Origin of the sequence: Vibrio sp. 14N.309.X.WAT.E.F5, assembly GCF_030397615.1 — a bacterium.
In the GTDB taxonomy this organism is placed as follows: Bacteria; Pseudomonadota; Gammaproteobacteria; order Enterobacterales; family Vibrionaceae; genus Vibrio; species Vibrio lentus.
In genome coordinates this window covers 23,112-44,312 of the sequence record NZ_JAPNXR010000012.1, presented here as the reverse complement: position 1 = coordinate 44,312, position 21,201 = coordinate 23,112, and the positions used below count along the sequence as shown (strand labels likewise).

The following is a 21,201-nucleotide window of genomic DNA, read 5'->3' as shown; positions in this document are numbered from 1 at the left end:
TGAAAAGGGTATTGGACAGTAATTATTATCCAGCATTAATTTATTTCGTTTGATAAAGAGTTTAGCGTGCCAGAAAAGCAAGGGACAGCCAAAGGTTATCTAGATAAGTTGGTTGTGAAAGCGATCGAAAAGAAAAATCAGCAAGCTCAGAATATGGCTAATAAAAATAAGCCCAAGCTAGAGTATGTGATTTTCTCCCAATTTGACGTGTTAGATACATTACCTTCAAAAAATGGCAAAACGACTGTTTATCACCTGGCCAAGAAAGGGAACCCTGAAAAACAGGTTTGCTGTAAGGTTTTAAATGAAGGTTCATCTGAACTTGCGAATGAATTAATCATTAATGAAGCCAGTCGTCTTGAGATGTCTCAACATCCGAGTGTTGCTGATTTCATTAAAATAGGCAAAGAGTTCGATAGACCATACTTTATGTATCAGTGGATTCAGGGCGAATCTTTGGCTGAAAAAATGGCTCGTCATACTCCTAAAGGTTTTAGGCATGATCATATTGCGTGGCTGATATATCAATTGTCTGGTGCGCTTGAGTTTATGCACACGAGAGGTGTCTGCCATTTAGATATTAAACCTTCAAACATTATTGTTACAGAGTCCGATTATGTAAAGTTGATCGACTTTGGTGCTGCTCGTTATGTTGGTGAATCTAATACTTACGCAGAAGCAAGCATGAGCTATGCGTCTCCTGCATTTATAAAGTCTGGCGTGGCTCAACCTCAAGATGACGTCTATTCATTGGCGTTATTAACTGGGCATCTATTTCTTGGTGCTGCATTTGGCGATGCTTGGACAACTCAATTACAAGCAAAAAAACGACCAGGTTTAATCCCTAACCATGTATGGAAGTTAATTAAAGATGTTGTCAACAACCCTCGACAGCACAGGTATACAGCGACTTCGTTTGCGCAGCAACTAGCGAAGATCGATACCCAAAAATTTGGTGCTGATGTAAGTGCTCCCTTATTTAGTAGTTTACGGAATGCTGATCTCGTTCTAACCAAACATCGAACTATTGACAGAATTCAAAGTGGTCGACTCCGATACTTAGAAGCGAGTTTGGTTCTGTGTGTCGTGATTATCACTGGCACATATTTATATAACCAAGGTCAGCCTGAATGGAAATCGATTGTTAAATCTACCAGCAGTTCAAGTAGCCTTGTGAGCACTATTAAACCTGCACAAACCGCGTCTTTTTTAGCGCAGTCTCCATGGGATATTGAATTCGCGTTACAGGATATGGAAAAAGATGTCGTCTCGACAGCTCCTTACCGAGAAGCTTATGAAGTCCAACAGAGCAAATTAGCTAAGTTGTATAAAAACTATGAATCAGACTTGAATGAATATGAAGGGGCGGTCGATCTACTTCCTAAAACTCTGATGTCGATCCGGCATGATCTCGTTGTTTTGCGAGAAAAACTGAACAGTGACGGCTCTCTATTTCCTTATGCAGATAAAGCGCTGACGGAAACGATGGCAAGTCTGAATAAGGCAACCATCAATTCGCAAAATATTGCCGCCTTTGGTGGGAATCAAGAACAACGTTTAGTCGAACTCATCTTAGATGGGAAATCAGATGTTGCAGACAGTGATATTGAAACTGCTTGGAAAGTAAACCAGTCAAGAGCCTATTTTTATAGTCATGTATTACCGCGAAAAGTGCTCAGCGGAATAGATGCCTCGATAGAGAAAAATGCAAAGCAGCATTATTACACCAAAGCAATTCTTGAGGCAGAAGCTGCGCAATCATTTTTTGGTAACACGCCAAAATTGAAAGCTAAAGTAAGAGCTCTAAAAGTAGCAAGAAGCGAATTTATCTTGTTCAGTACTGTAACTGAACAATCAGTATTTGGTCGACAGAAACTTCACGACTCGTTAGCTGATCTAGAGACTAATGCCCCTAAGAAATTCAGCGAAATAACGGAAATTCTTAATAGTATGGCAAGTGATTCTATAGACAAAAGTCATCAACTATCTAAACCAGCGCGAGGTGCTATAGCAATCGAGCGAGCAATTAGAAATTACAATTCTGAAAGCAGAGGTTAACTTGAGTCTGATCGATACTGAAACGCTATTAGCACCAATATCTGAACACTCACCAACTGGTGACGATGCTAGGTACGAGTTTTGCTATGAAATGATGGAAGCCGAAGTGAAAAAATTTGGTTCATTATTTGGTGAGACTGTTGACTGGCATATAGTAAAAGTCCATTCGATTGAAGTGCTAAGTCAGCATAGTAAGGATCTTAAAGCGCTTTGTTATCTGATCCGTTCTTTGGTAGAGGACAAAGGCGTGATAGGGCTTGAGGAAGGGTTATCTTTGCTCAATGACTCAATCAGTCGTTTTGGTCATGAGTTATACCCTAAACGTAAAAGAGGTAGAGATGGGGCTGTTGAGTGGCTCAATCATCAATTCAAACTCGTCGCGACTAAATTGTCTGCAGAGTCCCTTGACTGGGAAGTTCTATCTCGATGTACCACACTAACTGAAGGTATCCAGCGTCAGTTTGACGAGATATTTCAAGACTCTGATGTAGACTTTTTCGAATTAAAAAGTCATTTGAATCAACTAATGCAGAACGCATCTCTAAATGAAGAAACGTTGGTTGAACACAGTGTGGCTGATTCCGAACCGCTCATTGATGTTGTTGCACTGTCCGAGAAAGCGATCGTTCCACAAAGCCACGAAGCAGACAGTCCGAAGACGCACACCACGCCTAATCAGAAACGAAGTAAACCTCGAGAGCACAGTACTGTAGACGTTGATACAGATTTTTCGTCTCCGACTGCATCAAAGCGTACGTTAAAAAAAGTGTCTGAGATAATGGTGCATTCAAATCCGACTGAACCTTTAGGATATCGGATTTACCGTCATCTGACATGGGCCGACGTTGATGGTTTACCAGATCACAAAGACAATCTAACGCCTCTTAGCCTCGCTGTTTCATCAGACCATCAGGCGGATTATCGAGATAAAGCAAATCAAGAAAGTGATATCGATACGATCAAGCGCCTAGAACGAACACTTACTGATGCGCCATTTTGGCTGACTGGGCATTATTTCGTTTATTCAATGTTAGACAATCTTGGGTATGACGAAGCCGCGTTGGCTGTAAAGCAAGAAACAAAGAGATTTGTCGATTCTTTTGAGGGAATTGAGAACCTCTCTTTCAAAAATTCTATTCCATTTGCGGATGAAGCAACGATTACTTGGTTGTCTACAGGTAATGCTTGTCCTTCGGGTAAGTCGTCAATAATTCAAACTATTGTTGTAGCTGAAGATGATCTATCTGAGATGGAGGATATTGCCCTAGGTGACTTGGGTAAATATGTGGCTGAACTGTCAAACAAACTCGAGTTGGATAACTCCGGTCGTGGACAATTCATGTTGCACTTAAAGTTAGTGAAAGCCTACCAAAGTGTTGGTTTATACCCTTTGTGCTTGCCTTACTTGGAACAAAGTTGGGCGGTGGCTAAGGAACTAAATCTATCAATTTGGGAACCCCATTTGTTTTTTTCTTTAGAAAATCTAATTCAAAAAACTCTAAAGGAACTATATCGAACTAAGGATTTTTTACCTGTGAGATATAGCGAATGGGAAACAATTTATGACCAGCAATAAACTAGAAAGGACTAATTATGTCACGTGATGGCTCGGTGGCTCCGAAAGAGCGAATTAATATACGTTATGTTCCAGCAACAGGCGATGCGTCTGATGATGTTGAACTGCCCCTAAGTATGATGGTTGTCGGTGACTTCACTGCTCGTGCAGATGAAACTCCGATCGAAGAGCGTAATCCGATTAATATCGATAAAGATAACTTTAACGAAGTATTAGAAGGTTACGCTCCGAATATCAAAGCAAATGTTGAAAACCGTCTTTCTGATGAAGAAGGTGCGCAAATTGGCGTTGATATTACATTCAAAAATATGAAGGACTTTACTCCAGAGTCGATTGCGAAGAGCGTTCCTGAGCTGAATGGTTTACTAGAACTTCGTGAAGCCTTGGTTGCATTGAAAGGCCCTCTAGGGAATGTACCTGCTTTCCGTAAGAAGATTGCAGCAGTTCTTCAAGATGAAGAAGCAAGAAAGAAACTTTTGGATGAACTAAGCATTGGTGCAGACCAAGGCGAAAAAGCAGAGTAAGGAAGATCATGTCGGCAGAAGCACAAGCACCAGAACAAGAAGCAGCTCTAGTTGAGTCAGGCTCTCTTCTGGATAGCATTCTAAATGAGACTCGCCTTAAACCTAGTGATGAAGGTTTTGACGTTGCAAAGCGTGGCGTTGAAGCATTCATTGGTGAGTTATTAAGCAGCTCAACAGTAGAAAAAGTAGACCAGTCTTTAGTTGATTTGATGATCTCTGAGATTGATCAAAAGTTGTCTAAACAGGTTGACGCAATTCTTCACAACGAAGAAGTTCAAGCGATTGAATCAACATGGCGTGGTCTCAAATATCTTGTTGATCACACGGACTTCCGTGAAAACATTCAAATCGAACTTATTTCGGCTAAGAAAGACGAAGTTCTAGATGATTTTGAAGATGCTCCTGAAGTAGTGAAATCAGGTTTGTATAAGCAGATTTATACTCGTGAATACGGTCAATTTGGTGGTAAGCCGGTAGGTGCCGTTATTTGTGATTACCAACTATCTGCGTCTTCGCCTGATATCAAATTAATGGAATATATGGGTAATGTAGGTGCTATGTCTCATGCACCATTTATTACTTCTGCATCTTCTCAATTCTTTGGTTTAGATTCTTATGAAGAATTACCAAACTTAAAAGACTTAAAGTCGGTATTTGAAGGTCCTCAGTATACTAAGTGGCGCGGATTCCGTGAGCACGAAGACGCACGTTATGTGGGGCTTTGTACATCACGTTTTATGCTGCGTACGCCATACTCAGTTGAAGACAACCCAATTAAGGCGTTTGACTACGATGAAATGGTTACAGACAGCCATGACAATTACCTTTGGGGTAACTCAGCTTATGCTATGGCTTCAAAGATCAGTGAGTCGTTTGCAAAATATCGCTGGTGTCCAAACATTATTGGCCCGCAAAGTGGTGGTGCGGTAACCGATTTACCGGTTTATAACTTTGAAGCGATGGGTCAGATCGAAACTAAGATCCCAACCGAAATTCTGGTTTCTGACCGCCGTGAGTATGAACTTGCAGAAGAAGGCTTTATGGCTTTAACAATGCGTAAAGGTTCTGATAACGCAGCGTTCTTCTCGGCAAACTCAGTTCAAAAACCAAAGGTGTTTGCGAATACACCTGAAGGCAAGCAAGCTGAGATGAACTACAAATTGGGTACTCAGCTACCTTACATGTTCATTATTAACCGCTTAGCTCATTACATTAAAGTACTTCAACGTGAGCAAATTGGTTCTTGGAAAGAGCGTACCGATTTGGAAGTTGAGCTTAATAAATGGATCCGTCAATACGTATCTGACCAAGAGAACCCGCCAGCAGAAGTTCGTGGTCGTCGACCGTTACGAGCGGCTAAAGTCGAAGTGTCTGACGTTGAGGGTGACCCAGGTTGGTATAAAGTATCAATGTCTGTTCGTCCTCACTTCAAGTACATGGGCGCGAGCTTTGACTTATCTTTGGTTGGTAAGCTAGACCAATAATAAGTTTGGAAATAAATAAGCGGCCAGGTTCACTGGCTGCTTTTTTTCTTAGAGTGTTATATGGAAAAAGGTTACCGATTATTAGAACGAATTGAACTTGGTGAGCCGAAAAACTGTTATGAAAAAGTGGTTTCACATAGGCATTTAATTGAATCCATTCATCTGCACCTTGCTGATTTGCTTAATACTCATGCGGGTAATGCAATGATCGATGGGGAATATGGCTTACCTGATTTCAATGATGTTCTATCGAACAACACCAATTTAGTTCGTCACATTCAAAAGAACATCACTTCCACAATAGAAAGCTTCGAACCTCGGCTACGAAGCGTTGAAGTGCATTACCGAGAAAATCACAACAACCCTCTTCAATTAGGCTTTGGCATATGCGGAGAAGTCTTACACAACGGTGGAAAAGTTCCGATGTCTATCGATGTCTATATGGGAACTGACGGCCAATTTAACGTTTAGTAGGTGCCCATTGAGTAACAGTAAATACTTTCAAGATGAACTCACATATCTACGAGAATCCGGCAGCGAATTTGCCAAGTACAATCCAAAACTGACCAATTTTTTATCTGAAGGAACATTCGATCCTGATGTAGAACGTCTTCTTGAAGGTTTTGCGTTTCTTACTGGCCGTATTAGAGAAAAGATTGATGACGAACTCCCAGAGCTCACTCAGTCGTTAATGACGCTGTTGTGGCCACATTACATGCGCTCGATTCCTTCGTTATGCATTAGCGAACTAACGCCGCACTCAGGAAGTGTCACTGAAAAAACAGTGGTGAAGCGTGGCGCTGAGATGGCTAGTGAACAAGTGGAAGGTACGCAATGTTTATTCAGAACCTGCTATGACGTAGAGCTTTTCCCCTTAAAAATCACAAGCATTGACCAAAGCAACAGTCGAACGAGCTCATCTGTTGATGTGACACTTGCGACTGAACATGGGCTAGAGTTATCTCGTATCGGGTTAGATAAATTAAGGTTTCATTTACATGGTGAGATCCATATAACTAGAATTCTTTTCTTATGGATATTTAGATACTTAGACTACGTCGAGTTAGACGTGGGCGGTGGGTATAAACGTAAACTTGGACCTGAATTTGTTAAACCGGTTGGGTACCAAGACGACGAAGCGATACTGCCATATAGCGACAATTCATTTGCAGGTTATCGTTTGTTGCAAGAATATTTTTCTTTGCCAGACAAATTTATGTTTTTTGATATTACGGGTCTCGATTGGCTAAAAGGGATACCACAAAGAAGTACCGTGAACCTTAAATTCCATTTTAAGAGAGCATTACCTGCCGAAGTTGTCCTGAAAGATAAGCACTTAAGGTTACATTGCACGCCAGCTGTGAACCTATTCGAAAAAGATGGCGATCCAATTCGGCTTGAACATCGCCGCAATGAGTATAAAGTTCGGCCACAGAGTGACAACCAGGATCACTACGAAGTTTATTCAATAAACCAAGTAGAAAGTTGGAGCAAAAATGAAAGGCGACGAAAACCTCTTATTGAATTTGAGTCCTTTGAACACCAAATAAATCAGCGAGATAAACGTGATTTCTACAAGTCAAAAGTTTCAGAGCGAGTGAGTGGAAGAGGGCTTGAGCGTTATATATCTTTTCATACCCACAATGGGAATATTGCAGACCTAGGAACCGAAACGGTTTTGATGAAGTTATTGTGCAGTAATGCAGATTTGTCTGAAAGATTGTCTGTAGGAGACATCATATATACCACACATAAATCTCCAACTTACGCCACGTTTAGTAATATTACTAAACCTACGCAATCTGTTAGCCCGCAAGTGAATGGCGAACTCCAATGGCAACTGATTGCTAATATGTCATTGAATTATCTATCGCTCTCTAATATTGATGTACTCAAGGTTTTACTGTCTACATATGACTTCCATTCTAGAGTAGATAGGCAGGCTCATAGGGCTTCGTTGCATAGGCTTGACGGCATTATCTCATCAGAAATGAAACCTATCGATAGAGTGTTTAGAGGGGTATCCGTTCGTGGTAATCAATTTAAGCTTAAGATGAACTCTAGTTTTTTTGTCAATGAAGGGGACATGTTTTTGATGGCAAATGTATTGAATGAGTTCATACGCTTATATTCAAGTGTTAACTCATTTACAGAGTTAGAAGTCTACGATGAACGCAGCGGCGAAAGCTACCAATGGGCAAGTTTAACCGGACAGCAAACAATCTTATGATTGATGAATTATCAGAAAAAATAAACGAATTTAGCTTTTTTCAAGCAGTTTTGCTGTTAGAGAAGCACTACCAACTATTACCGGGCAGTGATTTTGTAGCGGTTGGTGAAAACAAATATTTTTATCAAGAGAGAATTGCGTTTAGTGTCTCACCAAACCTCTGTTTCCCCAAAAGTGATATGGAATTCATCAGTCATATGGAAAGGTCTGGTGAGCACTATTCGAGAATTGAAACTAACTTCTTAGGATTACACGGTTCAAGTTCACCTTTGCCCGCGAACTATACAGAAAAATTAGTAGGTAGAGATGATGATGATAATCCAGTTAGAGACTTCTTTGATTTCTTTCATAATAGATATACCAGTTTAATCTATCGTGTTTGGAAAAAGTACCGTTATCATGTTCAGTATCAAAGCGATGCAACAGATGACTTTTCTGGGCGTATGCTGCACCTAGCAGGGTTGTCTAATGTTATTCAAGAGTCCGATACGATCGGGCTTGATCGTGCAAAGATTTTGTCTTACGTCAATCAGCTATCTACCAGGACACGCTCTCCGAAACTTATTTCTGGCATTGTTGCGCACTATTTTTCATTACCAAGTGTTCGAATCGAAGAGTGGGTCTTTCGAAGAGTAAAAATTGCCGAATGCCAAAGGAATCAATTAAATAGAACGAATTGTATTTTGGGTTCAAATTTACATTTAGGTAAGAGCATCCCAGATCTAAACGGTAAGTTTAATCTTTGTATTGATAACATTGATTTCGAGACGTTCCGAAAGTTCTCCTATGGAGGAGATTTCCATAAAACTTTAGTGGGGTTGATGCGTTTTATTCTTCGTGACCCCATGTCTTGGGATTTAAAGCTAACCGTTGATTTAGACTCAGTTCCAAAGAACCAACTCGGTCAAGGTGATGGGACGAGTTTGGGGCAAACTTTTTGGTTGGGTCAAGCAGGTACGAAAGATGCGAAGATTAGAGTAATTGGAGGCATTTAAAAAAGCCGCTCATAAGAGCGGCTTTATTTTTAACGACTGATTGGCTGGTGTAACACTACTGTTGTATTGAGAGAGCGAATGCCATTGAAAGACTCTATCTCATTACATAAATGGTGTATTGATTGCAGATCAGGAGCTTCAATCAAAGAAATAATGTCGTAGGTACCCCCAACAATGCTTGTAAGTCTGACTTCAGGTAGTTCTTTTAATGCATTACTTACATCATTTTTCTTACCTTTTTCACAAGAAATTAGCAAATAACTTGCCGCTTTTCTCCCGTCATTTTCTACTCTTATTTGTGCCGTATACCCTTTGATAATACCGGTTTTTTCAAGCCTGTTGATGCGTTCAGCGACCGCTGTTCGCGACAAGCCGATGTTGCGAGAAAGATTAGCAATAGATTCTCGCCCATTGGAGAGTAGATTCGAAAGAATTTTACGATCTAGTTTGTCTAAGCCTTGTAAACTAATGTTGGACATCATGTGTTCTGCCTTTTCTGAATTATTATTGTATTTGTATTTGTATTTGTATTTGTATTTGTATTTGTATTTGTATTTGTATTTTTACTATATGGCTTCGGGTAGAGTGAAGTTATACAGCTCCGCTAACGTAAACGGGTTTTTCTGAGTCAAAGGAGTGATTCGCAAGCTCAGATCTCTGCCTGATACTTTTATATCACTCACGAAGCTACCGTTATGGGTATTTGTTAACGTTGAGTCACCAAATAACCGATAGATAGCCCATTGACCATTCTTGCTCAGTACATGTTGTTTACCTTCGTCTGTTACATCTTGAATTGTTATACTGATATTGAAATCTCCATTTTGAGGAGGCCACTCAAGTTCACGAATTCTGCTGGGACCATGGTAATAGTTGATATTTGAGTCCGCTATTTTTAAGCTTGCTCTGATCGCACTAGAATCAAGATCAAGTACCTTCGCACTAAATGGAAGGTACAAACGGTTTGTACTCTTGTTGATTAGTGTATCTCTGATGACATTGTAATTTCTTAACTGAACAAGCAGTTCTGGTGAGAGAGGCATAATTTCACCTTCTACTTGTTTTGGCGTCCATAGGTTTGTGTCATAAAAAGGAGCGAAATTTTTATCGATAAATGCATCAAGCAAGCCTCCCGATGCGAAAAGCAGCTCAAAGTCTTCGATCGAAATTTCTTCTGTTGCACTTAGATCAAAAGGGTACCGTTCTAAACCTAACTCTTTGAACTTAGAGTAGATCTCACTATACCAAAGAGTCTGTATTCCTTTTGATGATTCAGAAATCATCACGGACCAGCTCTGGTTAACTACGTCTAAAAGCCAACTTCTTACGGGCTCAGGAGATTTTTGTGCAATTTGTTTTAAACGAATCAGAGGATCGGCATCCGTACTACTCATCCGGTGTTGTGCTGCAGACAATGCTGCCATTTGAGGGTCCGGTGCGTCTGCTATATCTTTCATATACGTACGAACTCTGCTCAGTGCAGTTATCGTTTCATCCCATGGTGTAGGGGAGTTTGGGGTTTCGTTAATTTGCAATTGATTCAAGATGTGGAAAGCTTGTTCAACTCTTTTCATTAATAAGTAGTCAGGCTTTACAACTTCTTCAACGAGTTCTGGTGCTGCTTTTACGGCACCCGCAAGTTTAGGGTTAACTTGAGCCATTAATGCTCCTTGTTGACCGATCGGTGAAAACTGCGTGTTTGTATAAACTTGTTTTAGAACCGTTGTCATCGGAGAAGATGGGCCAGAGATCAGATCAATGGCGTTAGTAATTTCCCCTATATTGTTATAACGCTTTACTTTTAGTTCGCTTAAAGCATTTCGCCAATAACTGATGTAGTCATCCGTATATTTTTTTCTTACTTGCTTCTTGAATGTCTCTTGTTCTTTGTCTGTTGGGATTACGTGGTTTGACAAACCCAATACCCAGTTGTCGGTGATGACTTGTTGCGACATTAAATCGACACGAGGGCGGTAAAACGTACTGAAGCCTGTAGATGTGTAAACTTTATCGATTTCTAATCGTTGAGGATCCAAGTTGTCGTTGAAGACATTATTAAAGTCGAAACCGACTGCTCGCTGTAAATTCAAAGTGCCTAAATCAATGTCACCTGCTTGTTGTAATAAGCTGGCGTACACAAGATCTACATTTGAACTAGAGAGTAGAGAACGCCTTGTCGCACGCACCATATTCATGTTGATCGATACAGGTTCAAAATCAGTGCGGAAATATGCGTCCAAATATTTCATCACTGTTGTGATCGTGTCTGGTTGATCACTGAGTTTTTGCAGCGTTGACATCGTTTGCTGACGTAGAAATTTTATCTCGCGTTTTGTAGGATCATTCAACATTAAGTAACCTTTTAGTAAAGGCAGTGCATTATTAACGTTGTCTTGATTTTGTGTTAGTTGCAAACGATAACCTTGCTCAATTACTGGCATTAAGTGGTTTCTAATTTGCATTATGAGGGCGTTATAAGCGATTTTCGTACTTTCATCGAGACGACTTACATTCATATTCACAAGTTCATTATCTAGCGCTTGTGAGCCACTAAGCCATGCTTGATAAGATGGTTGTACAGTTTGGATCGCACTTGAAAGAGAACTTTCAAAAGAATTGCCTTTTGGGGAAGACGATTGTGAATCATCGATACCAATAAGCTGACTAATCACTCTCAGGTTGTCATCTAAAGTCGTTGAAAACAGGTAAGCACCACTACCTAGCAAAATAATGGAAGCTGCAACGGCTAGACGGCTCTGCCTCTGGATCATCCTAAGGTAAGTCTTGTTTTCACCTGCGAAATCAGATTCAGGCAGGATCTGAGAGTCCATTAAGAAGCGCGTAAAATAGGGCGTTTCTGTTAACTGAGTATGTTCCGACGCAATGATCGGCAAGTTAAAGTAGTTGCTGCAACTCTTAGCTAATAGGTTGTATTTTCTACCACCTTGGATATTCGATATAAAAAACACTTCACGGATATCAAGAGAATAAGACCCAGTATTGAGTTCTGAAAGTCGTTCTATCACAGAAGCAATTTCAGACTGGCACAATTCGAATTGTTTAGGAAATGCTAATATGGCTTGCTTCTCGTTAACGTCATTAGAGTGAGACGACGAATCTAACGCATTGCTCTCCATTACTTTTACTAAATTACGGAAGCTATCATGGTAGTACTCAACAAATACACCTTTAGCTTCCTTTAATGGAATTGATAGAAATTCAACCGAGGTCTTTAAAGAACTAAAGTGTATGTATTCCTTAAACCCTTCTAGCTTGTCGAGCTTAGACATCATTAAATATAAAGGGATCGCTGAAGATGTTTTTTCACTTACTGATTCTAATCGATGGTTAAGCGCGGTTAACGTGTAATCGATTTGTTCGGTTTCAGAGACAATTAGAAATTCAAAATCGATAAAAAACAAGCAACCAGAAAATGGCTTTCTTGGCTTATGTCTAATGACCTCATCTACAAATGCATCCCATAAAGCGCTGTCGTTACTAGACACTTCTTGAAACAATAGTCGCTGATCCGGTTTGATATAAACTGCTGAGTCAGACTCATACCATTCGAAAAAATCATTCTTCGCAGTTCGAGTTTGATCCATTGGCTTGATAGCACAGGAATTAAGTAAAAACTGAGTTCGACCCGCATACTTATTTCCAATCATCAAGTAAATAGGCTTTTTGTTTGATTTCGCCAAAAGAGGGCGAATGACCATAGCTAGCGCTTCTTCTTCAGTTTCAAGCTTAAGCGCTTTGCTGTTGTTTTTTTTCTTTAGCCATAAAGTGATCTGAAACAACGAATAAAAAAGTGTTACCGCACCTAATGCGATCCACAGGTAAAACTTGTCTGTTATATCTAGCCAGAGGATATAAATAGCAGCGATTGTAGCTGCAAGAAAGAGGAAAATGGCTGTCGATATAACAACAGGGTTCCTCATTAGTTTGTGTTTTAACATAAGCCTATTTCGTTGTTTTAAGTGTGTTTTATGATCTGATTTGAATGCTATTTTTTAGTGCTACGGTTGCATTGTTTTAAGCTCAGATTCCAAGGTTTTAATTTTGTGCAAATAAACGTTGAGTATCCGAAGAGATTTCTGAAGTTCTTTTTGTTGTTTTTCTTTCTCTGCATACTCAATGCGACCAATCAAAGGGAAAAGGGAGTTACTGTATTCGTAAGCTCGCGCTGTTTTTTGACTTTCGCTTCCTCTTATGACATTTGCAAATACAGTTCTTGCATCTGAGAAGCGTCGGTGAAGTTGCATGTAATCCGAATCTAATTTTTCTTTCTGACTAGTGAATTCTTGACGTAAACGTAAAACTGACGATGAATCTGGGTAGAGTTTTGTTAGGTCAGTAGTCAATTGGTCGAGAGCGTCAATTTCATACACTTTTACAGGGTTAGTCGACCAATCTTTCATCAGATTGTCTAATTGGTTTACGACATTAGGTCTTACATCGTTTGAAATTGAAGCATATTCATATTTTAACGAGTGTGTTATTTCGCTTAACTGAGGGATGTTTGATGCGACTACTTTTCTAGTAAGCACTTTCAATTGGTACTGTTCATAAAGGAAATGAGAGGACAATGCCAGTACAAGAAACCCGGCTAATAAATAGATGACTAAATAGTTCGACGTTGATTTCTCGTCTATCTTGGGAGCAATAGCTGGTTTACTGTTAGATACATCAATTTTAATTGCGGTTGATTGAGTAACAGGGGGTATCTGTCTATTCTCTTGTGCCGCTAGCCTTGTTTTACTCGCTGCTTCACGGAGTTTCGCTTCATTTTCTTTATGTTCATCTACCCATTGCTTTAAGATTCTGCGAACTCCACCTAGTGAAGGTGCTTTTATTCCATAATGGAGCCTAAGTTCCTCTTCTATTCTTAAACATAAACGGTGGCAAGTTTCGATCAACAAAATGTCGTCAGAGCTAGTCTTAATGTTCTTAATCCATTTTTCAGTGTGCTCGACCATCCAATCAATCGCACCGATTCTTGCGTTTGATTTACTTACTTCAGGATATGCCGTGTACCAATAAACGACACACAAATCTAAGATTGAGCTGAGCCCCTCGGCTAAACCTTTTAAACCATCATTATGCGTTGCTGCGACGGTAAAGTAGCAGCTACATCGAAAGTCTTTGCTATTTTTGGAGAGTATTTCCTTAGACAAAGACTGAACTTTTCTCCAAGAAACTCGACCTGTAACCTTATTTAGGTTATTAATTTGACGTTTTATCTCAGTGAAATCATCTAACGCATTTGGGTTAGTTCCGCTAGGTTTTTCTTCATCAATAGGTCGCCTTGTGAAATCCGAGGAAAACATAATTTTGATATCCAACTGTATATATAATGAAATCGAAAAGTAGGATTGACTAATAAAGTCACTCATACCTTATTTATATTTTTATATTTTTTAGCGATTCTATATTCAAAACGGATAATTTGAATGTGAAAAGATTTGAAAAGCTCTTAAATTAAACATTATGTGATGTTGTTCACAAAAAAGTCGAAATCAAGTCCATTTTAATGTTGGCTTTTATAAAAAATCAGTGATTGATGTCACATTTACAACGTTGTCGTTACAAAATGTTATGCATATAACTATTGATGTGTGTGGTTATTTACTGGTCAATAATCGATACGGTCAATCATTCCTGGAAATATTAAGTAATACTAAATTAGCAAAATATTTCCAGGTCATTATTATGATGTGAACAAAGATAAATGCGTAGGCATGCTTAAATTTTTAATTAAGAAAATGCTAATTTTATGAGCGTTTAACATTGAGCAGGGCTCTAATTATTGATAATTTTGATTTTATAATTGGATTTAACCGGTGAATGTGCGTAATGCATTTTCTTATAGATATATCGTTTTTTTTACTAGTTATAATGTCGTAATTAGTGGGTGCGACCGACTCCTTATTGTAAAAGACATAATACTTGCTATCTTGCGCATCTAGTTAATATATGGATGAACTCAGAGGGAAGCATGCGAAACCTAAGTCAAATCGGTCTAATATCCACAATGTGCCTTTTTTCATCCATCGCAATCGCGAAGGGTGAGAGATATGGTGGTTCAGTAAATATGCTGAGCATAGACACTATAGAATACGAAGAAGGACCGAGTGGACAAGTAGATGCTCTGCGTTACGGGTTCGTCCATACACGTCCAATTGACGAGAGCAATAACCGATGGCGTTGGTGGTTAGGGTTTAATTATTTAGCAGAAGATGATATCGAAGCACCTAAAAATGGTGTGTATAACGAGGTGACAAATTACGAATTTCGCATTGTCCCACAGTATGCTTTAGGTAGCTGGTCGGTGTTTACTCCTTACATTGGTGCAGGTTTGTCTTTAGGTTACTCACAATACTCTAACCGTTGGAAAGTTGATGACCAAGGTTTTAGATATGGCGAACAACTTGAAGATATTGATCAATTTGAAGCCGGCGCTGTAGTTACTTTAGGGAGCGTGATCAAATTAGGCAGCAATCCCGACGCTCACTTACAAATTATTCCCCAAGCTTCATACATCTTACCTTTTTATAACGAGGGGTTAGGTGGTGTTGAGTTTAGTGTTTCTCTTCTGTTTTAAAGGCTATTCATGCGAATTAATCAATTGGTTTTGGTGATCTCAAAGTGCCCAGAAGAATACGTTGGAGCTAAGAGTATAGAAATGCCCGAAGAAGGCGGTTCTATTGGTCGTGAAGCTGGGTGTACTGTTTCATTGACTGATCATAACCGTTTTATATCGGGTACACATTGCTTGTTAAGTGTATATGGGGATACGTATTACATCAGCGATATCAGTACTAATGGGACATTGGTTAATGGGAATAAGATCCTTAAGAATCAACCGGTCTCATTATGTGACGGCGATAGAGTGTCTTTGGGACAATATGAAGTGAGTATTTCTCTTGAGTTGGTAACGACTTCATACGACATAGCTTCTGAAATAGCACCAGAAAGAGATTCAACAGACCCTTTAATGAACTTGGAAGAGTCCGTTGTTGAAGAAGAGGCTGAGGCAGGCACGCTAGAAGATCTCTTTATGGAAACGAAACCTGATGGTGTTGAGACCCATGATCCCGTCGAACACTTAAAATTCTCAATGCAAAGAGATGATGACTACCTTGTTAGAGACGAAAGCAACGATAAAAGCCTTACGAAGTCATCGACAGAACATCAAAGGCAAGTCGTTGATGACAGTCTGAGTATCCATTCTGAGTTTGACCTTCCTAGTCTGATTCCTGAAGATTGGATGGGGATGGAAGAAGAACAGCAGGCGAGCCTGAAAGCTAAAGATGTCGCCGATGATCAAGCTAATATATCGAACCGTTTAAAACCAGCAAGCGTTGAAGGTTCAGATCTTAAGTCAGATACACCTAACGGTAGTTCAGGGACTCTCAAAAATAAACTACCAGAAGTGCCACCTGTCACTATTATACCTCATTCTACAAACATACAGAGCCATAAGTGGGAAGAGGTGACACAAGAATTTGTCTCTCATACCGAACCACAAGAGCAGCCTGTTGAAAGTGAGAGTAGAACTCAGAATAATATCGCATTGAGTGAAACTTCTTACGAACATGAAAATGTGACACATGCATTTTTTGAAGGACTGGGTGTTGATTTAGAATCTGACACGAAACATGACGCTCTATTTTTTAAACAAATGGGCGCTTGTTTACGATTGTGTATCGATAATTTGTACAAAGATTTACAGAGTGTTGAAGAGCTTACTGACGAAAGTTCATTTGCCCACAATGATCTTAGCCTAACTACATTGATGTTAACGCTAAATAGTCAAAATCTATTGGCTCCAAATGAGCTAATTGAACAGATACTGGATGAACTTAGCGAGCACGATACCTTATATGCGAGGGCAATTAACGATTTGGTATTGGAGCAACTAAAAGCGAATGATCCTCAGCAGTTTGCAAACACTTTAAGCCAAGAGACACGCTTCCTTAGTAAGTCAAAGTTGTGGAAAAAGTACAGTGAACATTATGAGCAAAGTACTAGACAATTCAATGAGTCAACTTTTAAAGCGTTGATGAAAGACAGATACAATAAGGTTGCAAAAGCTGATCATGCGTAAACTTATAATCCCCATTACCTTGTTTCTATTATCAGGTTGCTCAATGTGGGAGCAATTTAAAGAATCATCTGGAATTACGCCAGAAACATCTTCAATTGAACTCGTAATAGAAGCTTCAGAACTTCTTAATGTTCGAGAGCAGGGACAATCTTCGCCGGTCATTCTAAGAGTTCATGAGCTCACTTCACCTGTTTTATTTCGTAGTTTGGATTTTTTTGCTCTATTCGAAAATGATAAAGCGTCCTTAGGTGATGAGTATATTAAACGATATGAATACCAACTGCAGCCGGGCGATGAGCTACATGAGATTTTAGAGTTAGATCCAACGACGCGAGCATTAGGTTTTTCTGTGGCATTCAGAGATATTGATGGCTCGTCTTGGCGGAAGGTTGAAGTGATCGAAGAAAAAAGTGAGTACTTTCTGAGATTAAAAGTAGAGGGTAGTGAATTATCTTCGAACAATACTCGCGGTATTGAACAGACGTATTTTTAAGGAACTGACGAATGTCTTTATATAACCCAGTTGTTTGGCAAGATGGTATGTTCATGAAGCCTCAACACTTTCAGCAACTCGATAGGTCTCAAGGCAAGTTATCTAACATGCTTAGCTCTAATAGCTCTCCCTTACACTGGGGAGTGAAAAAAATTGAGATTAACACTGAGCTACTGGCTCTTGGTAAAATCGGGATCACACGAGCAGAAGGTATCTTACAAGACCGTACTCCATTTGATTTACCGCTTCTTGCTGAGCTTCCAGAAGTAAGAGATGTTGACCCTTCGATTGCGGATAAAGTGGTGTACTTATGCTGCCCACTGCCATCAGAGCGATCTGAACTCTTTGGCGGAAATGGAGACGGTGCTCGCTATAATATGGAAACCCAAGAAGCCGTAGATGCATGTTATGAATCAGAAGATATGGCAAGTATTGTGGTGGGTAAGCTTAACTTTTTCTTAATGTACGATCATGAAGATAAGAGCGCATATACATCAATTCCCATTTTGAAAATTTCGGAAGTGAAGCCAGACGGGAGCATCATTCTGGATGAAAACTATATTCCGACGTGCATTGATATTCACGCATCTATAGTTTTGAGCAAGTTCGCGACTGAATTCGCGTCAATGCTTAAACACAGGGCCGAATCGATTGTTCAACGCTTAGGCGTGGTTGACCAACAGGGCGTGTCATCTGTTGCTGATTTTATGTTGTTACAAGCTTTGAATCGTTATGAGCCGTTGTTCTGGCATTTTGCAAGTGTTGAAGGCGTTCACCCAGAGTCATTTTATCGGATCCTGTTACAAGCGGAAGGTGAATTATCTACACTGTGTTCCGCATCTCGTAGACCACAAGAGTTTACAAAATACAACCATAGCCAACTGACCGATTGTTTATCTCGTACGCTTGATAGCGCGAAAATGACATTAAGTGTTATGTCAGAACAACGTGCAATACCTTTAACATTGAGAGAGCAAAGCTACGGAATTCGAACTGCAGCAATTCCAGACAGTAAAATTGTCGAATCTACGACGTTTATTCTTGCTGTTAAAGCAGACGTACCACTTGATATTCTGCATACGCAGTTCGTAAGCCAAACCAAGATTGGTTCGATCGACAATATTCGCGATTTGATCAACTTACAATTGCCGGGTATTGAAATGAAACCAATGCCAGTGGTACCTAGAGCGTTGCCTTATCATGCTGGCTATACTTATTTTGAGCTCGATAAAGCGAGTGACGAATGGAATGCATTGAATAACACGGCAGCAATCGCTGTACATATTGCTGGCGACTTCGCGAACTTATCACTACAGCTTTGGGCTGTACGTTTATGAGTTACGCCGAAAACGATGTCACCGTAGTACTATTTCAACCAGAACCAGGCAAACCAATGGAGGTTATGCCTGCACCTGATTTATCTAGAAATATTGCGGTAAGAGACTTAAACGTGGAGAGCATGGGTGTTAACCCGTTGGTCGATCAGTTTACCTGGTTAATAGCCAGTCTCTCATGTATGTCTTCGATTCCTTGGTTGGACGATCCTGGCCCTTTTAGAGAACAAGTTGCTCGAGAAATTCGCAAAGGTGAACGAAAGCTCAATGAAATGGAGTTGGATCGGGCATCAATATTGGTCATACGCTATTGCTTATGTGCTGCAATAGATGAATCTGTGTGTAGGCAAGAGTGGGGGGCAAACAGCCATTGGAGTACCAATAGCTTATTGTCGGAGTTCCATAACGAGACATCTGGCGGCGATAAGTTTTTTACTATTTTAGAGCGCTTGAAAGCTGATCCACGAAAATACAGACACGTTATCGAATTCCTTTATTTATTGCTTCAACTTGGGTTCAAAGGTAAATACGGCCGAGAAGAGCGTGGTAACGAAAAGCTTTCAGAGATAGGAAACACAATTTATCGCTTAGTCCGAGACGAGCGTTTAGCCGAACAGGAAAAAGTAACGTTAGTTAACTTAAAGGCGAAGTATTTAAAAAAACCTCTCAAACGCGTTATTTCCCCTAAGTTAATTATTGGCGTCAGTACTGTGATCTTTGGTGTTATGTATGCCGCGACCTACTTGGTCATTGACCTAAAATTTCAGCAGCTATTGGATGTTTATCAATAGCATTAGATTTAATTGTGAGATCTTCTGTCCGTTTTTAAAAATAGACTCGAAGTAACAGTCTCATCCTTCATTTTCACTACGTACTTAGAGAGATTGCGACCTGCGATCTCTTTTATCATACATCTATTGGAATTTAATTGGATTTACTATGGGCGTAACAGTTTGTGCGAATGGACTCAGCGTAGTTCATCAAGGCTCAGGAGGAGAAGCGAACGCAACACTCCCTGATGTTTGTTTAACAACAGTCGGCAAACCTGTTGTTCCTATCCCTTATGGTAACAATGCAAAGTCCGCCGATTTAGCGGGCGGCACCACGACCGTCTCTATGGATGGCGGTAACAGCATTGCTATAAAAGGCAGTAAATTCAGCGCTAGTACTGGTGATGCCGGTGGTGATAAAAAGGGTGTAGCCTCAGGTACTATTGAAGCCGAGGCCGAATTCATATCAGCTTCTCCTACCGTTAAGTTCGAAGGTATCGGTGTATGCCGACTTTCTGACCAGATGACTATGAACAAAGCCAACACCATGTGTTTAGGCGGCGCGCAAAACCCTTCGGTTTCTGTAACTGAAGATCAAGAAGGGACGTATACGTTGGATATAGAGTGCAAGTATCCAAATGGTATGCCTTATTCTAATGCGCCATTTTCTTTAGTCGAGCCTTCTGGATCTGTCATCGGGAGTGGGGCTTTGGATTCTAGCGGAAAAGCAACGGTTGGTGGGCTAGCTTTAAAAGAATGCAAGCTGGTACTCTGCGAAACTCCAGACTCTTATACTCCAAACCAATCTTTAGCTGAAAGTGTAGTGACGGAAACATATCCTGACCCAAATGATTTTTGCACGTTTGTAGCGGGTCGTCGATCACCATTTTGGGAGGACCGTGTCGGGGTTGCCAATGATTGGGGCATCTTGATGTCTCCATCCTTCAGTGATGATGACTTTAGAGATATCGTATTAGAACAAAGTCGTATTCTGACTCCTTACGCGATCAGTCAAAACCACTCTAAAGATTTTTCTGATGCTTATGTCTCGGCACTTTATCACATTCAAACTGATAGCACTTCGCTTGATAAGTATGAACCCTTAATTGAACTACTGTTAGAACAAGTACACGAAAATGGCGACATATTGAGGGTCCTATATCAAGCTGATGTGTTTGAACCTCCTTATGAGTTACTTGCAAAACTTCGCCTTTTGGGGGCAGGAAATACCGTGAGGTATTTGCAGTTAGTCTTGTGGACGTTGATAAACAATCAAATCTGTTCATACATCGATGAGCTTAATAATGAAATCATCGATCGTTTGGATTTCATACAAAACCAGGCTTCAGCGAGATCGTTGAGTTCAGTTGAAGAGGGAGTTGAAGGTTATAAAAAAGCACTTAACCATTTCAAACAGGCATTACCTGACGTAGTTAGCCAAATTTTCTCGAACAAAAATGACACTCTAATTTCTATATCTGCGATGGCCGTTGGAAGCATCGTTAACATCACAGGTCAATCAGGGTTTACAACTAACCTTGGTAGAGTTAATGCCGTGGTTTACACGAAATCAAACAACTTGAACCGCCCATCGTTTGTCATTTTTGACGATAACTTTTCAGACTAG

Annotated in this window: 16 protein-coding genes; 13 read left to right on the top strand and 3 right to left on the bottom strand. The window is 40.1% G+C overall.

Annotated features, from left to right (window positions below; genetic code table 11):
- The first annotated feature begins 66 nt into the window (after positions 1 to 66).
- From OW495_RS14315 to tssG, 7 genes are read left to right on the top strand one after another with little or no spacing between them, the layout of a single operon-like run.
- Positions 67 to 2,058 (top strand): protein kinase, encoded by a 1,992-nt coding sequence (locus OW495_RS14315; protein WP_102333582.1) that lies wholly within the window; start codon positions 67 to 69, stop codon positions 2,056 to 2,058.
- Between the two features lies 1 nt (position 2,059).
- Entirely contained in the window at positions 2,060 to 3,634 is a 1,575-nt protein-coding gene (gene tssA, locus OW495_RS14310) for a type VI secretion system protein TssA (RefSeq protein WP_102514490.1), read from the top strand.
- A gap of 17 nt (positions 3,635 to 3,651) precedes the next feature.
- Positions 3,652 to 4,158, top strand: a complete 507-nt coding sequence (tssB, locus tag OW495_RS14305; protein ID WP_017064520.1) for a type VI secretion system contractile sheath small subunit — start codon at positions 3,652 to 3,654, stop codon at positions 4,156 to 4,158.
- Between the two features lie 8 nt (positions 4,159 to 4,166).
- Positions 4,167 to 5,642: a type VI secretion system contractile sheath large subunit gene (tssC, locus tag OW495_RS14300; RefSeq protein ID WP_017062582.1), complete on the top strand. Its 1,476-nt coding sequence runs from the start codon at positions 4,167 to 4,169 to the stop codon at positions 5,640 to 5,642.
- 60 nt (positions 5,643 to 5,702) lie between these two features.
- Positions 5,703 to 6,113, top strand: a complete 411-nt coding sequence (tssE, locus tag OW495_RS14295) for a type VI secretion system baseplate subunit TssE (RefSeq protein ID WP_017067543.1) — start codon at positions 5,703 to 5,705, stop codon at positions 6,111 to 6,113.
- Positions 6,114 to 6,123: 10 nt separating this feature from the next.
- Entirely contained in the window at positions 6,124 to 7,872 is a 1,749-nt protein-coding gene (gene tssF, locus OW495_RS14290) for a type VI secretion system baseplate subunit TssF (protein ID WP_102361667.1), read from the top strand.
- Entirely contained in the window at positions 7,869 to 8,867 is a 999-nt protein-coding gene (tssG, locus tag OW495_RS14285; protein WP_029235222.1) for a type VI secretion system baseplate subunit TssG, read from the top strand. Before tssF ends, tssG begins: the two co-directional genes overlap by 4 nt.
- Before the next feature lie 29 nt (positions 8,868 to 8,896).
- Here the strand turns inward: tssG and OW495_RS14280 are convergent, their stop codons facing one another.
- From OW495_RS14280 to OW495_RS14270, 3 genes are all read right to left on the bottom strand, one after another.
- Complete coding sequence (locus OW495_RS14280; RefSeq protein ID WP_017062578.1) at positions 8,897 to 9,349, bottom strand: Lrp/AsnC family transcriptional regulator; 453 nt, start codon at positions 9,347 to 9,349, stop codon at positions 8,897 to 8,899.
- Between the two features lie 84 nt (positions 9,350 to 9,433).
- Positions 9,434 to 12,826 carry a type VI secretion system membrane subunit TssM gene (gene tssM, locus OW495_RS14275; RefSeq protein WP_102514452.1) on the bottom strand — a complete coding sequence of 1,131 codons (3,393 nt, stop codon included), beginning with the start codon at positions 12,824 to 12,826 and terminating at the stop codon, positions 9,434 to 9,436.
- Between the two features lie 60 nt (positions 12,827 to 12,886).
- On the bottom strand, positions 12,887 to 14,197 hold the full coding sequence (locus OW495_RS14270) for a type VI secretion system ImpA family N-terminal domain-containing protein (protein WP_102514453.1): 1,311 nt from the start codon (positions 14,195 to 14,197) through the stop codon (positions 12,887 to 12,889).
- Positions 14,198 to 14,865: 668 nt separating this feature from the next.
- Here OW495_RS14270 and OW495_RS14265 point away from each other — a divergent pair.
- From OW495_RS14265 to OW495_RS14240, 6 genes are all read left to right on the top strand, one after another.
- Entirely contained in the window at positions 14,866 to 15,471 is a 606-nt protein-coding gene (locus OW495_RS14265; protein ID WP_076668623.1) for a hypothetical protein, read from the top strand.
- A 9-nt stretch (positions 15,472 to 15,480) separates the two neighbouring features.
- Positions 15,481 to 16,977: an FHA domain-containing protein gene (locus tag OW495_RS14260; RefSeq protein WP_102514454.1), complete on the top strand. Its 1,497-nt coding sequence runs from the start codon at positions 15,481 to 15,483 to the stop codon at positions 16,975 to 16,977.
- Complete coding sequence (gene tssJ / locus OW495_RS14255; RefSeq protein WP_029222546.1) at positions 16,970 to 17,470, top strand: type VI secretion system lipoprotein TssJ; 501 nt, start codon at positions 16,970 to 16,972, stop codon at positions 17,468 to 17,470. Before OW495_RS14260 ends, tssJ begins: the two co-directional genes overlap by 8 nt.
- An 11-nt stretch (positions 17,471 to 17,481) precedes the next feature.
- The gene (gene tssK, locus OW495_RS14250) at positions 17,482 to 18,807 is read left to right on the top strand and encodes a type VI secretion system baseplate subunit TssK (protein ID WP_017066221.1); all 1,326 of its coding nucleotides are present in this window, start codon (positions 17,482 to 17,484) and stop codon (positions 18,805 to 18,807) included.
- Positions 18,804 to 19,595, top strand: a complete 792-nt coding sequence (icmH, locus tag OW495_RS14245; RefSeq protein ID WP_017062571.1) for a type IVB secretion system protein IcmH/DotU — start codon at positions 18,804 to 18,806, stop codon at positions 19,593 to 19,595. The genes tssK and icmH overlap by 4 nt, the downstream gene beginning before the upstream one ends.
- 148 nt (positions 19,596 to 19,743) lie before the next feature.
- Positions 19,744 to 21,201 (top strand): DUF4150 domain-containing protein, encoded by a 1,458-nt coding sequence (locus tag OW495_RS14240; protein ID WP_076668627.1) that lies wholly within the window; start codon positions 19,744 to 19,746, stop codon positions 21,199 to 21,201.